The following is a 13,653-nucleotide window of genomic DNA, read 5'->3' on the forward strand; positions in this document are numbered from 1 at the left end:
CTCACACCGGTGATGAGGTTCATGGCGTGAAGCTGATATCCCCAAAGCGCGCGCTGGCAGGCCACTCGCCCCTCGAAGGATCCGCCTCCAGTCTGCTCGCCTCAGAGGCCGGAAGAGATGACCGCAAGCCTGGCTTCATCCATCGTTGAGCGTCCTGACAGGCTCTGCCCCCACTGTCGCGCCTTGGCCCGCAGGTCGCCAATCTCCCTAGCGTGGCTTTGCGCCGCCCTGTAACGCGCCTCCAGAATGCGGACAAGCAGATCACCTCCCGCACCGTCCCTTTCGATGAGGATTTTTTCGATGGTTTCGAGCGGAACGTCAGCTCGACGCAAGGCGACGATCAGTCGGGCGCGTTCACGGGTTTCGCCGCCGTAAAGACGCGTGTTTCGGCGGCTACGACGCGGAGTGATAAGACCCAGGGATTCATAGTGCCTCAAGGCCCTGACGGTCGTATCGAGCGCCTCGGCCAATTCCGTGATGGTCAGTCCTTCCGACATCGGCCTTGCGATCATACCCACGACCGGTCGACGAACAGCAGCTCTTTGGACAGCCAGGCGCTCGAACGCGGCCAGTCAATGAAGTTGCGCTCATCCTCCAGTGCCTTGAGTGAAGAGTCCTCGGCTTCCGGTCCGGTCCGGGGGATCAACCGATCGAACCAGGCCTCGGCGTGGCCGATATAGGGATCGATATCCGACTTCCGGCGGTCGGCCAGCGCCGTCAGCGCTTGGCTTTCGACGCGATGGACCTGCTGATAGCGCAACATTCCGCGCGCAACGGCATGGGAACGGACCAGCGTGCCATGCCGATAAAGCCAATAGGCCTGGGCTTCCATCATGGAGAGCCCGGTCGGTTGCCGGATCGGAAAGTGTAGCTTGACGACGCCCGTCTTTGGCCGGGCGACGGGAGAGTCATGCTGGATCGATACTTGGGGATGCTCGCGTGCCAGCCAGAAGGGCGACGCGGACAGATCGACAGATCCCGCCTCATCCTCGATCAGGCGATCGAGCGCCGCCCTGCCGGCAGGACCCGAAACGGCGTCGTGCAAGGCTTGTTCGGATTCGAACCACATCTCTGAAACGCCGTCATAGGGATCCTGCATGCCGCCCCGGGCTGCACGGATGGCAGCGCCGGCGTCGTCTCCATTCGGCAGGATGTCCCGATGGCTCTGAGTGTATCGCAGGATTCCCAGACGGGACTGGAACGACGCCACCAACGGACCATGCTCTTCGCGCCACCAGGCCTGGAAGTCAGCCAGGGTGAGATCCGGCCTGCGACGCATCATCAGGACCAGACGGATCATCGCACCTGCCCCTCCAAAGAGTTGACCTGAAGGATGCATTTGCCGACGTGTGTACGCGAGCGAATGGCCTTGAAGCCCGCGATCGCATCCTCGAAGGCGAAGACCTCGCTGACGAACGGCACGATCCGCCCGGTGTCGAGCCAGGTCAGCATCTCGTGAAAATCGTGCATCCCCTCACCGTCCGTCGTCTCGATCGCCAGACGCGCCTCGACCCCGATCACCGAAATCATCTTCACCAGAAGCACGTTGGTGCGGGCCTGCGCCCAAACCCCCGACGTGAAACCGACGACAAGGATCCGGCCGCCGGCCGCGATGGCGCGCATCGACACCTCGAAAAGATCGCCGCCCACAGGATCGAAGAAGACATCCGCGCCCCGACCGCCGGTCAGAGCCTTGATCCCCAGCCGGAGATCCTCGGTGCGGTGGTTGAGAACATGGTCGGCGCCGAGTTGTTTGACGATCGCCAGCTTCGCGTCGTCCCCACCCGTGGCGATGACCGTGGCCCCCATCGCCTTGCCAATCTGGACCGCCGCCAGCCCGACCCCGCCCGTGGCGCCGTGCACCACCAGGGTCTCTCCGGCCCTGAGGCTCCCCCGGCGCTTCAGGGCGTTGAACGCTGTCCAGAAGTTGATGGGTGACGCGGCGGCCTGGACGAAGCTGATGCGCTCAGGCTTCGGAAAGACGAAGCTTTCAGGCATCACCGCGTAGTCGGCCGCCGCCCCGCCGCTGAGGGTGAACGAAAACGCGAGGACGGCGTCCCCGGGCTTGAACCGCGTGACCGCCGAACCGCAGGCTCGAACCACGCCGGACAATTCGCTGCAGGGGACATAGGGCAAGGGCGGGGTCAGCTGGTACTGCCCCTGAAGCACAAGGGTCTCGCCGAAGGTGAGACCGGCGGCGGCGACCTCGATGAGGACTTCGTCAGCCGCAGGTTCAGGACGCGAGATGTCTTCGATGGCGATCTCGAAGGGATCGACATACTGCCGACAGACCCAGGCCTTCATGACCCGCCTCCCTCGACCAGCCCCAGTTCGGCGAGGACCTCGCCCGTGTGTTGGCCGAGCGTGGGCGCATGGCGTTCCAGCACCCGCGGCGCGGATCCGAAGCGAACGGGGTGAACCGGTTGCCGGTATCGCCCCACGACCGGATGGTCATGTTCCTGCAAGGCCCCGATCGCGACGATCTGGGGATCCAGATGGACACTGTCGGGTCGATTGACGGGGGCGAACACGGCGTCTTCGGCGCGAAGCCGCTCCAGCCAGTAGGCCGTCTTCTCCTGTATCAGTCTCTCGGCGATCAGCGGGTTCAGGTCGCGCGCATTCACGAAACGCTGGCCGACGCCCTCGAAGCGGCCGTCCTGCAGGAGCGCCGGGCGGTCGATCGCCCGACAGACGGCGGCGAACTCGTCGTTGGACACGAAGCCCAGAAGGATATGGTCGTCCAGGGTCGGATAGACGTAGCGGACGCCGGCCATCGAGCCGCCCGGGCGAATATCCTGCCCGATGAGGGTGCTGGCTCCCATGGCCTCGGGCCACAGAAACGACAGGGCGACGTTCAGCATGCTGACCCGCACGTGCTGACCCTGACCGGTGCGTTCGCGGCCTAGAAGGGCGGCGGTGACCGCCTGGGCCACCATCAGTCCGGTAGTCTTGTCCACGACGGCGTTCTGGACGGTGCGCGGCTCACCGGTTTCCCGGTCGGCCTGCACGCCGGCAAAACCGGAAAGTCCCTGGACGACGATATCGTAGACCCGCCGGTCCCGATCCGGACCAATATCTCCCACGCCGTCGATCGAGACATAGACGATATCGTCCTTCAGACTGCGCACATCTTCATAGCCCAGCCCAAGGCGCTCGACGACGCCGGGGCGAAAGTTCTGGACGACGGCGTCGCAGCTGGCGGCGACCTTTCTGGCCTGGGCCAAACCCTCAGGCGTCTTCAGATCCAGCACGATGGAGCGCTTGCTGCGGTTCAGGCTCAGGAACATCGTGCCCATGCCCGTCACGCCCTTTCGGGTGTCGCCCGCGTAGCGCATCTGGTCACCCGTGGCCGTCTCGAGCTTCACGACGTCGGCGCCCTGATCGCCCAGCAGCATGGTCGCAAAGGGCCCGGTCAGATTGGCACCCATCTCCAGGATCCGATAGCCGGTCAAGGGTCCTTCAGAGTGGCTCATCGTCAGATCCTCACAGAAATTCGAAGAAGGCGCGGATGTCGTCGGAGAGGGCGACGGGCTCTTCCAGAGCCGCGAAATGCCCCCCCGCCGCCATCGTCGTCCATCGGCGGATCGCATAGGTGCGTTCGGCGACGGCGCGGGGCGGATAGGGAATGAACTCCGCCGGGAAGACGGCGACCCCGGTAGGAACCTCGACGCGCAAACCGGCGTAGCCGCCCCGCGCCGCCTCCTGAACCCGACCGCTGTAGATCCATCCTGAGGACGTCACCGCGTCATTGACGAGATAGAGCATGAGGTTGGTGATCAGGACGTCCCGGTCGAAACGGGCGTCGATATCGCCGCCGGTGTCGCCCCAGTCCCTGAACTTCTCCAGCACCCAGGCGGCGAAGCCGAGCGGGGAATCCGACAGGGCGACGCCGATTGTCTGGGGCTTGGTCGACAGAATGGTGTGATAACCGAAGCCGGTCGTCCGGGCGCGGGCCAGAGCCGCCCGATAGTCGCCCTCCTCCGCAGTCTCCGGCTCCCCGACATCGCCGACCCAGCTCGAGACCATGTTGAGATGGATGCCCGCCACCACATCGGCGTGATCGCATCCCAGCCAGCTGGAGACCGCTGATCCCCAGTCGCCGCCCTGGGCCGCGAAGCTGTCATAGCCGAGCCGTTCGGTCATGAGCGTTCGCCACAGATCGGCGATCCGTCTTGGACCGATGGGCGCCGCCGGGCGATCGGAAAACGCGAAACCCGGCAAGGACGGCACGACCACGTCGAACCCGTCCTCAGCGCGTCCGCCGAACCGCTCCGGGTGAGCCAGGCGATCGATCACACCGTGGAACTCCAGAACCGAGCCCGGCCATCCGTGGGTCAGGATCAGGGGACGAGCGCGGGCGTTCGACCCCTTCTCATGGTAGAAGTGGATATCCAGCCCATCGATTTCGGCCTTGAACTGGGGCCAGCGGTTCAGCGTGCGTTGCGCCTGAGACCAGTCGTAGTCGTTCACCCAGTGGCGAACGAAGCCAGCCAGCCAGTCGAGATCGGTTCCATAACGCCAGTCCTCGCCTCCCGCGGCCGAATAGGTCCAGCGGGCGCGCTCAAGGCGCTCGCGAATATCGGCGATCCGGGCCGGCGGCAAGTCCACGACGAACGGCCGTACGCCCCCCGCACACCCGGCCATGTCAGGCCGTCCGCAGCCAGACGGTCTTCTTGTACAGATACTCCTCGATATGGCCGGGGCCGCCCTTGACCCCATATCCGCTCATCTTGGCGCTGCCGTAGGGGATGCTGGGGTCCGTGACCCCGTAGCAGTTGATCCAGACCATTCCTGTCCGGATGGCGCGCGCGACCCGGTGTGCCCTGCCCACGTCGGTGGTCCACAGCCCGCCGCCCAGGCCATAGTCCGTGTCATTGGCCAGGGCGATGGCGTCGGCCTCGGTGTCGAAGGGAATGACGGAGACCACCGGCCCGAAGATTTCCTCGCGGGCGATCCGCATGTCGTTGGTCACACCCGCGACCACCGTGGGCTCCACATAGTAGCCTTCCGAAGTCACATCGGCGGGCCTGCCGCCACCGGCGACGATACGCGCGCCTTCGGATTCCGCGATGCGCAGATAGCCGTTGACGCGATCGAGCTGGGCCCGTGACGCAAGGGGGCCAAGCTGGGTCCGGGGATCGGAAGCGTCGCCGATCCGCAGCGTTCTGGAGAAGGCGCCGAGCCTTTCGACGAAGGCGTCATGGATCCCGCGCTGGACGAAAAGCCGGGTGCCCGCGTAGCAGACCTGGCCCGTATTGTTGAAGCAGGCCATGGCCGCGCCCGGCACGGCGATATCGAGATCGGCGTCGTCGAAGACGATGTCGGGCGATTTGCCGCCGAGCTCGACCGCGACGGTCTTCATGTTCGAAGCCGAGGCCTCGATGATCTTGCGGCCCGTGGCCGTGGACCCGGTGAAGGCGATCTTGTCGACATCCGGATGGGCGGCGAGCGCCGCCCCCGCCGTCTGCCCCGGCCCCGGAACGATGTTGATCACCCCGTCCGGCAGCCCGGCCTCCATCATGATCTCGGCCAGCCGCAGGGCTGACAGCGGCGCTTCCTCGGCCGGCTTCAACACCAGGGCGCATCCGGTCGCGAGCGTCGGGCAGATGCTCCAGAGCTGGGTGATCAGCGGGCCGTTCCACGGGATGATTCCGCCCACGACACCGACAGGGTCTTTCACGGTGTAGCTCATGAAGGCGCCGGGAACCGAGTTCTCCAGGACCTCGCCGCGAATATTGACCGCCTGGGCGGCATAGTAGCGCAGCGTCTGGAGCATCCAGCGCTTGAAGTTCGACGTCCGCGCGACCGGCGCACCCATGTCGAGCGTTTCCAGCAAACCCAGGCCGTCGAACTCCCGTTCAACGGCGTCGGCGATCCGGAGCATGAGGGTCTGCCGATCGAACGGCTTCCAGGTGCTCCAGGGCCCATCGAAGGCGGCCCGCGCGGCCCGAACTGCGCGATCGATGTCTTCCGCGTCACCCTGTGCGACCTGGGCGATCACCTGACCGGTAGAGGGATTGTAGACATCGAAGGTCTTGCCGGACGCTGCGTCGACCCATTGGCCGCCGATCAGCAGCTTCTTGGCCTTGCCGTCGAGAAAGGGGTGTTGAGTTGCGCTCGGCATGTTGGGTCCGCCGTCTGTCCTGGGGATTTGCAGCTTGGGGGGCGGGTTTCGCCCGACCAAATACGAATTCGGTCTAGCGCGGATAAGACCTTTCTATGGGGGTCCCGTTCAAGCGCCGTCCTAACATCGCCTTCAAGAAACGCGGATCGGCGCTCCAGGCGGCGGCCATAATGGAAGGAGGCGGCCGGCATGGCGGGCAAATGGTTTGACGAGCTGTCGGTCGGGGATGTCTTCCAGCATCCGATCCGGCGCACCCTGACCGAGACGGACAATGTCCTGTTCACGGCCATGACCCACAATCCGGCGCTGCTCCATCTCGATGAGGAGTATTGCCGGACGGAGACGGAGTTCGGTCAGAGGATCGTCAATTCTGCCTTCACTCTGGGACTGATGGTCGGGATTTCGGTCGGGGACACGACCTTGGGGACGGCGGTCGCCAACCTCGGCTGGGACGAGGTGCGCTTTCCCAAGCCGCTGTTTCACGGCGACACCATCCACGTCGAGACCGAGGTGCTGGAACTGCGCGAGAGCAGGAGCCGCCCGGACCAGGGTGTCGTCACCTATCTGCACCGCGCTTTCAATCAGCATGGCGATCTGGTCGCCCACTGCCGTCGCTCGGGCCTGCAGCGCAAGAAGCCGGCGGCATGAGCACGTTGCGGTCCTTCCTGTTCATTCCCGGCGACAGCGACAAGAAGCTGGCGAAGGTCGACGGCTGCGGCGCCGATGCGGTGATCCTGGATCTGGAGGACGCGGTTGCTCCGGCCAACAAGGCGATGGCGCGCGAAAAGGTCACGGCCTTTCTGAAAGCCCGGCCGCGAGAGGCGCGCGCGGTCCAGCTCTGGGTAAGGATCAATCCTCTCGACACGCCGATGGCCTTGGATGATCTGGCTGCGGTGATCGCCGGCGCGCCGGACGGATTGATGTTGCCCAAGGCCGGCGGTCCGGAAGACGTGCGCACCCTGAGCCATCATCTTGATGCGCTCGAAGCCGCGTTCGACGTGGTTCGCGGATCGATCCGCATCCTTCCTGTCGCGACGGAGACCGCGATCGCGCCGTTCCGGCTGGGGGACTACGCCGCCGCAGGCCTCGACCGGCTGGCCGGCCTGACCTGGGGGGCCGAGGATCTGGCGACGGCCGTGACGGCCTCGACCAATCTGGGCCTTGACGGACAGTGGGCCCTGACGTTCCGGATGGTGCGATCCCTCACCCTGCTGGCCGCCCATGCCGCCGGCGTTCCAGCGATCGAAACCCTCTATGTCGACTTCCGCGACGACGAAGGGCTCATCGCTTCCAGCAAGGCCGCCCGGGCCGAGGGCTTCTCCGGCCGGATCGCGATCCACCCGGCGCAGGTCGCCGGCATCAATGAGGCCTTCACTCCGGGCGAGGACGAGATCGCCCATGCGCGCCGCGTCGTCGCCGCTTTCGCCGAGGCGGGCGACGTGGGCGTGGTTGGGCTGGACGGGAAAATGCTGGACATCCCGCACCTGAAACAGGCGAAGCAGGTTCTGGCTGCGATGGCGGCGAAAACCCCGTGAGCCGTGGGATCGAGACCGTCCTGGAGGCGATCCGACCTGGCGACCGGGTGTTCGTTCCGGGCTCCAGCGGAGAACCTACGGCGCTGCTGGCGGCTTGGGCTGAAGATCCCGCCCTTACGCGCGGTCTGAATATCGTCACAAGCCTCGTTCCGGGCATCAACACTCTTGATCTCAACCGCCTCCACCCCACTGCCAGGGTGACAGGACTGTTCATGCAGCCGGCGTTCGAGGAGGCGGCGCGGTCCGGACGCTATCGTCACCTTCCGCTCGGTTACGGCGGCTTCACGCGCATGCTGGCCGACGGCGAACTGACATTCGATGTTTGCGTGGCCCAGGTCGCGCCCCCGGACTCGAACGGCGACTGTTCGACGGGCCCGGCGGTGGAGTTCCTGGCGCTCGCGGCGCGGCAGGCGTCGCGACGTGTGGGGCTCGTCAACACCAGAACGCCGTCCGTTTCGGGGGCCCCGGCGTTCGCGATGGCCGGGTTCTCGGCGACCGCGACGGTGGACACTCATCTGCCGCGCTATGAGACCGGAACGATCGACGCGGCCTCGGCGGCGATCGCACAACACATCGCCGGCCTGATCCCGGACGGGGCCACGCTTCAGGTCGGTCTTGGGAAAACTCCGGCCGCCCTCATGGCCGCGATCTGTGATCGCAGGGCGTTGAGGCTGCACAGCGGGATGTTCGGCGACGGCGTGATGGCGCTGGCGCAAAACGGCGCGTTGGATCCCGGATTCGATCACCGGGCCTGTGTGTTCGTCGGATCACAGGCTCTTTACGACTGGGCGGCCGAGCAATCCTGCTTGCGGGTCGCCGGCTGCGAGGTCACCCACGGCGCCGCAATCCTGGCCGGCCTCGACGCCTTCTTCGCCGTGAACTCCGCCGTCGAGGTGGACCTTTTCGGCCAGTGCGCGCTCGAACACGCGGCAGGTCGGGCCATCAGCGGCGCCGGCGGTGCACCCGATTTCGCACGGGCAGCGATCCAATCCCCTGGGGGGCGGAGCATTGTCGCCCTGCCCGCAACCGCGGCGAGCGGCGCCCGATCCCGGATCGTGGCGAAACTCGGCGCACCCGCCGTCTGCACCCTGCCCCGGACCGATGTTCAGACCGTGGTCACCGAATATGGCGTCGCCGACCTGAGAGGTCTGGACGTCAACGAGCGCGCCGCCGCCCTCATCAGGGTCGCTGCTCCGGTGTTTCAGGATGGCCTCATCGCCGCCTGGAGCGCCCGTTCCTGATCTTGCCGTTTCCCCTGTTTCACAAGGCGACCTCATGACTTCAGCCACGCCCGAGATTCCCGGCCGCGAACGCAGCCGTTACCGGTTCCTCGTCCTGTTCATGCTGCTAGTCGTGTATTGCCTGAGCTATGTTGATCGCCAGATCATCGGCATCCTGGCCCTGCCGATCAAAACCGACCTGACGCTCAGCGACAGCCAGCTGGGACTGATGGGGGGGTTCGCTTTCGCCATCTTCTACACGGCGACGGGGATCCCTATCGCCAGACTGGCCGACAGGTTCAATCGCACCTGGATCATCACCGCCTCCCTGACGCTGTGGAGCGGCTTTACGGCGGTGTGCGGTCTTGCGACCGGATTCTGGGGTCTGTTCCTTGCCCGATTGGGGGTCGGCATCGGAGAGGCGGGTGGCGTCGCTCCGTCCTTCTCCATTGTCGCGGATTACTTTCCTCCCAAGCAGAGAGCCCGGGCGCTGGCGGTGCTCACCCTGGCCTTGCCGATCGGCTCGGCCATCGGCCTGTTCATCGGCGGCTTTCTCGCAGCTAGCTACGGATGGCGCACCGCCTTCCTGACGATGGGGATCATCGGGATTCTCGTCGCGCCTGTCTTCCTGCTCATCGTGCGAGAGCCTGTGCGCGGACGCCTCGACCCGGCGCCCCTCGTCGGAGCGAAGGTCAGACCGTCGTTCGTCGACGTCCTCACCCACGTTCGTCGCAAGCCGAGCTTCTGGTGGCTGTCCATCGGCAGCGCCATGGCCTCGATGCTCAGCTATGGCTTGGCCTTCTGGTTGCCGGCCTTCATTCACCGCACGCACGGACTGGGCCTGGTCACGACGTCCCAATACCTCTCGGCCATCACGCTTATCGGCGGCGTGGCGGGCATCATCGGCGGGGGCTGGATCAGCGATCATCTCGGCAGCCGGAACCGTGCGGCCTATGCCCTGGTCCCTGCGGTGGCCTTTCTGATCGGCTTTCCGTTCCTGTTGGCCGGGGTTTCCCTGGCGAACCTGACCGTCGTCTTCCTCGTCCTGCTCGTTCCGCAGGCCATGAGCGTCGTCTGGACCGGGCCAAGCGTTGCGGCGGTTCAGCAACTCGCCCCCGCCTCCATGCGCGCGACGGCTTCGTCCATCTATCTCTTTATCACCAACCTGATCGGTCTGGGCGTCGGGACTTACTGCTTCGGCGCGGTCTCCGACGCCTTCACCACACGCTTCGGCGACAGCGCCCTGCACTACGCCATCATGGCCTGCGCGCTTGTGCTCTATCCGCTCGCGATCCTGTTCTACTGGATGGCCTCGCGGAGCCTGGCCCGGGACTGGGAGGGCGCAGAACCGCCCTCCCCCTGACCGGTCGTCAGACGTCGCCGGTCAGCACCAGCCGGCCGGTGACGTCGCCGTGATGCAGGTGCTGCATGGCGTCGTTGACGTCGGACTTTGGCACTTCGGAAACGGGCGTAGCGGCCAGCCGCCCGTCATTGGCCATCGCAAAGACGTCACGGAGGTCCTGGGGCGAGCCCATCAGGGTTCCCTGTACGGTGATCGCCCGGAACACCATCCCCGCGAGAGACAGGGTCAACTCTCCGCCGGTCACGCCGACGAGGATCAGCTTGCCGCCCTTCATCAACACATCTATGGCGCTCTGGGCGGTGGAGGAGATGTTGACGAAGTCAATCACCGCCGCGACCGGGCCGCCGGCCGCTTCGGTGATGCGCCCGACGACGCCCTCGCCGCCGACGACGATCGCGCTGGCGCCCTCGGCCTTCGCGGCGTCGAGTTTCTCCTGGCTCATGTCGACGGAAATGATGTTGCGATGACCGAACGCCTTGAGCATGGCGATCGCGGTCAGGCCGAGTCCGCCCGCTCCGAAGAGAACGACCGGCTGGTCAGGCGCCAGGGGCATGATTTTCTTGACCGCGCCGTAGGCGGTAATGCCCGAGCATCCGTAGGTCGCCGCGAGCGCCAGATCGACCTTGCCGGGATCGACCAGATATCTGACGTCCCGAACCAGCACATGGTCGCCGAAACCACCATTGTGCATGACGCCGAGGCTCTGGGCCCCGCCGGTGCAGAGATTGTCCTGCTCATCGAGGCATGCCGGGCATTGGCCGCACCCGATCCAGGGATAGACGGCCCGTACGTCGCCGACCTTGGCGCCCATAGCCAGTGGGCCGACCGCGACGACTGTGCCGAGGATTTCATGGCCAGGCGCACGCGGGAGCTTCACGCCGCGCTCGGCCAGCTTCATCACCTTGCCGCCGCCCATGTTGTATTCGCCCTTCCAGAAATGGAGGTCGGAGTGACACAGGCCGCAGTGGCTGACCTTGACCAGCACTTCGCCCCCGGTGGGCTCGGGGGTCGGGAACTCCATCTTCTCGAGCGGCTCACCGGCGGCGACAACGGCCCAGGCTTTCATGGGATTTCCTTTCAGGTCGAAAAAACACGGACGAGGGCGGCCCGCAGGTCCCGCTCGAAACGCTGGGCGACGGCGGCCGTCGCGATCAGGTTGAAGCCGTGGTAGGCGGCGGGATAGACGTGCAACTCGGTCGGGATCCCGGCCCGCAGCAGGCGACGCCCGAACTCCAGATTTTCTTCGACGAACAGGTCGAGCCCCCCCGTGCCGATCCAGGTCGGCGGCAACCCCGCCAGATTCACGCCCCTCGCGGGAACGGCGTAACCACGTTCCGACGCCGCGTCTGGTGATCCAGCTAGATAGGACGACCACCCGAAGCGGTTGGCGTGCGGCGTCCAGACATGGCGGCCGGCGACGGGATGCGCCTCGGTGCGATCGTCCAGCATGGGGTAGACCAGCACCAGCAGGGCGATGCGAAAGACTCCGCGATCCCGGGCCAGAAACGTCAGGGCGGCCGCGAGCCCGCCGCCGGCGCTGTTTCCCCGCACCGCGATCCGGGCCGGGTCGACATCCAGCGCTTGAGCCTGCTCATGCAGCCAAGCGAGGCCCGCATACACATCGTCGAGCGCGCCGGGATAGGGCGTTTCGGGCGCCAGTCTGTATTCGACGGACAGGACGACGCAGTCGAGAGCCAGCGCCAGGGCGCGCACCGCCGGATCGTCCCGCAACGCGCTTCCGGAAACATAGCCGCCCCCGTGAATATACAGGAGCGCGCCCCGCCGGTCCGCCCGGGGCGCGAGCGGTCGATAGAGCAGCGCGTTGGCGGGTGGACCGTCTCCCGCCGATCGGCATTCGACCCAGCAGATGTCCAGTCCGGGCGGTGCGGGTTCAAGGTCCCCGCCCCCCATGGCGCCCCTCAGCGCCGGAAGGGTGTCTTCCGAAAGCGAGCCGAGGTCGGGGAGAACCGCCAGCGCCGGCCGCAGTTCGGGGTCGACGCGACCCAGGGCGTCAACAGCGGGGTCAGAGCCTTGCAAAGGAGCACCGGAAATCAGCAAATTCAGGAGACATGAACGCCTACAGGAGATTTGGCGCTGGCGTCGCCGATTTCGAAATACCGAATGCCGCTAGGGCTCATAGGGCGTTCGTATGGAACCGCCGCTGCGCTCATACAGTCTGCGTATGAAGGCCATAAAAAATCGGTGACTGCCCGCGCCTCTGAGCATCGCCTAGCGTGAGCTCATGAATTTCGATCTCACTGAACAACAACGCGCGATCGACCAGGGCGTCCGACAGGTTTGCGCGGGTTTCGACGACGACTATTGGACCGAATGCGAGGCTGAGGCGCGCTTTCCCCAGGAATTCCACGCCGCCATGGCGGAAGGCGGCTGGCTGGGCATCACCATGCCTGAAGAGCTGGGCGGGGCGGGCCTGGGGGTCACCGAAGCCGCCATCATGATGCACGCCGTGGCCTCGTCGGGCGGCGGCCAGTCGGCCGCCTCCTCCATCCACATCAATCTGTTCGGCCCTCACGCAGTCGTCGTCCATGGCACGCCGGAACAGAAACAGCGCTGGCTCACGCCGCTGATCACCGGAGCGCAAAAGGTCTGCTTCGGGGTGACCGAGCCGGACGCCGGCCTGGACACGACCTCGATCTCGACCTTTGCGACGAAGGTCGAGGGCGGCTACCGGGTGTCGGGCCGAAAGATGTGGACCTCGACCGGTCAGGTGGCGGACAAAATCCTGCTTCTGACCCGCACCACCCCCAAGGAGCAGTGCCGCAAGTCCACCGACGGCATGACCCTGTTCTATACCGATCTCGACAGGACCAAGATCGAGGTCCGCCGGATCCACAAGCTGGGCCGCAACGCCGTTGATTCCAACGCCGTCTTCATCGACGACTACTTCATCCCGGACGAGGATCTGGTCGGGCAGGAAGGCCGCGGCTTTTACTATCTTCTCGACAGCCTGAACCCCGAACGGGTGCTGGTCGGGATCGAAGCTGTCGGTCTGGGGCGCGACGCGTTGCGACGCGCCGCGGACTACGCCCGGGACCGAAAGGTGTTCGGTCGGCCCATCGGCCAGAACCAGGGCGTCCAGCATCCGATCGCGGAGTGCTGGACCCATCTGGAAGCCGCCTACTGGATGTGTCTGCGCGCCGCCTTCGCCTACGATGCGGGCCAGCCGTGCGGGGCGGAAGCCAACGCCGCCAAATTCCTCTCCGGCCAGGCGGCGTTCAACGCCGCCACGCGAGCGGTCCTGACGCACGGCGGCATGGGCTATGCGCGGGAATATCAGGTGGAGCGCCTTTTCCGGGAGTCCATCCTGCCCCGCATCGCGCCCGTCACCGAGCAGCTGATCCTGTCCTTCATCGCCGAGAAGGTCTTCGATCTTCCCAAGTCTTACTGAGC

Annotated in this window: 13 protein-coding genes; 5 read left to right on the plus strand and 8 right to left on the minus strand. The window is 65.8% G+C overall.

The genetic code is table 11. The features are described 5' to 3' along the window. Positions 1 to 101: 101 nt before the first annotated feature. The 6 genes from ACW172_RS01310 to ACW172_RS01335 are packed head-to-tail and all read right to left on the minus strand — an operon-like array spanning position 102 to position 6,124. The gene (locus ACW172_RS01310) at positions 102 to 497 is read right to left on the minus strand and encodes a MerR family transcriptional regulator (protein ID WP_492033400.1); all 396 of its coding nucleotides are present in this window, start codon (positions 495 to 497) and stop codon (positions 102 to 104) included. Between the two features lie 11 nt (positions 498 to 508). Next, a complete protein-coding gene (locus tag ACW172_RS01315) occupies positions 509 to 1,300 on the minus strand; it encodes an EthD domain-containing protein (RefSeq protein WP_492033401.1) in 792 nt (263 codons plus the stop codon). Further along, positions 1,297 to 2,304 carry an NADPH:quinone oxidoreductase family protein gene (locus ACW172_RS01320; RefSeq protein WP_492033402.1) on the minus strand — a complete coding sequence of 336 codons (1,008 nt, stop codon included), beginning with the start codon at positions 2,302 to 2,304 and terminating at the stop codon, positions 1,297 to 1,299. Before ACW172_RS01320 ends, ACW172_RS01315 begins: the two co-directional genes overlap by 4 nt. Beyond that, positions 2,301 to 3,473: a CaiB/BaiF CoA transferase family protein gene (locus ACW172_RS01325; RefSeq protein WP_492033403.1), complete on the minus strand. Its 1,173-nt coding sequence runs from the start codon at positions 3,471 to 3,473 to the stop codon at positions 2,301 to 2,303. The genes ACW172_RS01320 and ACW172_RS01325 overlap by 4 nt, the downstream gene beginning before the upstream one ends. A 10-nt stretch (positions 3,474 to 3,483) precedes the next feature. Next, positions 3,484 to 4,608 (minus strand): epoxide hydrolase family protein, encoded by a 1,125-nt coding sequence (locus ACW172_RS01330; protein ID WP_492033404.1) that lies wholly within the window; start codon positions 4,606 to 4,608, stop codon positions 3,484 to 3,486. A gap of 37 nt (positions 4,609 to 4,645) precedes the next feature. After that, entirely contained in the window at positions 4,646 to 6,124 is a 1,479-nt protein-coding gene (locus tag ACW172_RS01335) for an aldehyde dehydrogenase family protein (protein WP_492033405.1), read from the minus strand. Between the two features lie 189 nt (positions 6,125 to 6,313). On the opposite strand from ACW172_RS01335, the gene ACW172_RS01340 reads away from it, so the two are divergent. From ACW172_RS01340 to ACW172_RS01355, 4 genes are read left to right on the plus strand one after another with little or no spacing between them, the layout of a single operon-like run. Continuing rightward, positions 6,314 to 6,772 (plus strand): MaoC family dehydratase, encoded by a 459-nt coding sequence (locus tag ACW172_RS01340; protein ID WP_492033406.1) that lies wholly within the window; start codon positions 6,314 to 6,316, stop codon positions 6,770 to 6,772. Beyond that, entirely contained in the window at positions 6,769 to 7,659 is an 891-nt protein-coding gene (locus ACW172_RS01345; RefSeq protein ID WP_492033407.1) for an HpcH/HpaI aldolase/citrate lyase family protein, read from the plus strand. Before ACW172_RS01340 ends, ACW172_RS01345 begins: the two co-directional genes overlap by 4 nt. Beyond that, positions 7,656 to 8,900: an acetyl-CoA hydrolase/transferase family protein gene (locus tag ACW172_RS01350; RefSeq protein WP_492033408.1), complete on the plus strand. Its 1,245-nt coding sequence runs from the start codon at positions 7,656 to 7,658 to the stop codon at positions 8,898 to 8,900. The genes ACW172_RS01345 and ACW172_RS01350 overlap by 4 nt, the downstream gene beginning before the upstream one ends. Next, complete coding sequence (locus ACW172_RS01355; RefSeq protein WP_492033409.1) at positions 8,866 to 10,242, plus strand: spinster family MFS transporter; 1,377 nt, start codon at positions 8,866 to 8,868, stop codon at positions 10,240 to 10,242. Before ACW172_RS01350 ends, ACW172_RS01355 begins: the two co-directional genes overlap by 35 nt. Positions 10,243 to 10,249: 7 nt before the next feature. On the opposite strand, the gene ACW172_RS01360 is transcribed toward ACW172_RS01355, so the two are convergent. Together ACW172_RS01360 and ACW172_RS01365 are read right to left on the minus strand one after the other, a co-directional pair. After that, positions 10,250 to 11,308 (minus strand): alcohol dehydrogenase, encoded by a 1,059-nt coding sequence (locus ACW172_RS01360; RefSeq protein ID WP_492033410.1) that lies wholly within the window; start codon positions 11,306 to 11,308, stop codon positions 10,250 to 10,252. Between the two features lie 11 nt (positions 11,309 to 11,319). Then, positions 11,320 to 12,300: an alpha/beta hydrolase gene (locus tag ACW172_RS01365; protein WP_492033411.1), complete on the minus strand. Its 981-nt coding sequence runs from the start codon at positions 12,298 to 12,300 to the stop codon at positions 11,320 to 11,322. Between the two features lie 184 nt (positions 12,301 to 12,484). Here ACW172_RS01365 and ACW172_RS01370 point away from each other — a divergent pair, with 184 nt between their 5' ends. Then, entirely contained in the window at positions 12,485 to 13,651 is a 1,167-nt protein-coding gene (locus ACW172_RS01370; protein ID WP_492033412.1) for an acyl-CoA dehydrogenase family protein, read from the plus strand. Positions 13,652 to 13,653: the final 2 nt, after the last annotated feature.

This window comes from Brevundimonas sp. ALps5, from assembly GCF_058681645.1.

What these genes read in the sequence shown, in the direction of transcription:
- ACW172_RS01345 (WP_492033407.1), top strand. Translation starts at nt 6,769, where the DNA reads ATGAGCACGTTGCGGTCCTTCCTGTTCATTCCCGGCGACAGCGACAAG.
- ACW172_RS01335 (WP_492033405.1), bottom strand. Translation starts at nt 6,124, where the DNA reads ATGCCGAGCGCAACTCAACACCCCTTTCTCGACGGCAAGGCCAAGAAG.
- ACW172_RS01340 (WP_492033406.1), top strand. Translation starts at nt 6,314, where the DNA reads ATGGCGGGCAAATGGTTTGACGAGCTGTCGGTCGGGGATGTCTTCCAG.
- ACW172_RS01325 (WP_492033403.1), bottom strand. Translation starts at nt 3,473, where the DNA reads ATGAGCCACTCTGAAGGACCCTTGACCGGCTATCGGATCCTGGAGATG.
- ACW172_RS01310 (WP_492033400.1), bottom strand. Translation starts at nt 497, where the DNA reads ATGTCGGAAGGACTGACCATCACGGAATTGGCCGAGGCGCTCGATACG.
- ACW172_RS01355 (WP_492033409.1), top strand. Translation starts at nt 8,866, where the DNA reads ATGGCCTCATCGCCGCCTGGAGCGCCCGTTCCTGATCTTGCCGTTTCC.
- ACW172_RS01360 (WP_492033410.1), bottom strand. Translation starts at nt 11,308, where the DNA reads ATGAAAGCCTGGGCCGTTGTCGCCGCCGGTGAGCCGCTCGAGAAGATG.
- ACW172_RS01320 (WP_492033402.1), bottom strand. Translation starts at nt 2,304, where the DNA reads ATGAAGGCCTGGGTCTGTCGGCAGTATGTCGATCCCTTCGAGATCGCC.
- ACW172_RS01315 (WP_492033401.1), bottom strand. Translation starts at nt 1,300, where the DNA reads ATGATCCGTCTGGTCCTGATGATGCGTCGCAGGCCGGATCTCACCCTG.
- ACW172_RS01370 (WP_492033412.1), top strand. Translation starts at nt 12,485, where the DNA reads ATGAATTTCGATCTCACTGAACAACAACGCGCGATCGACCAGGGCGTC.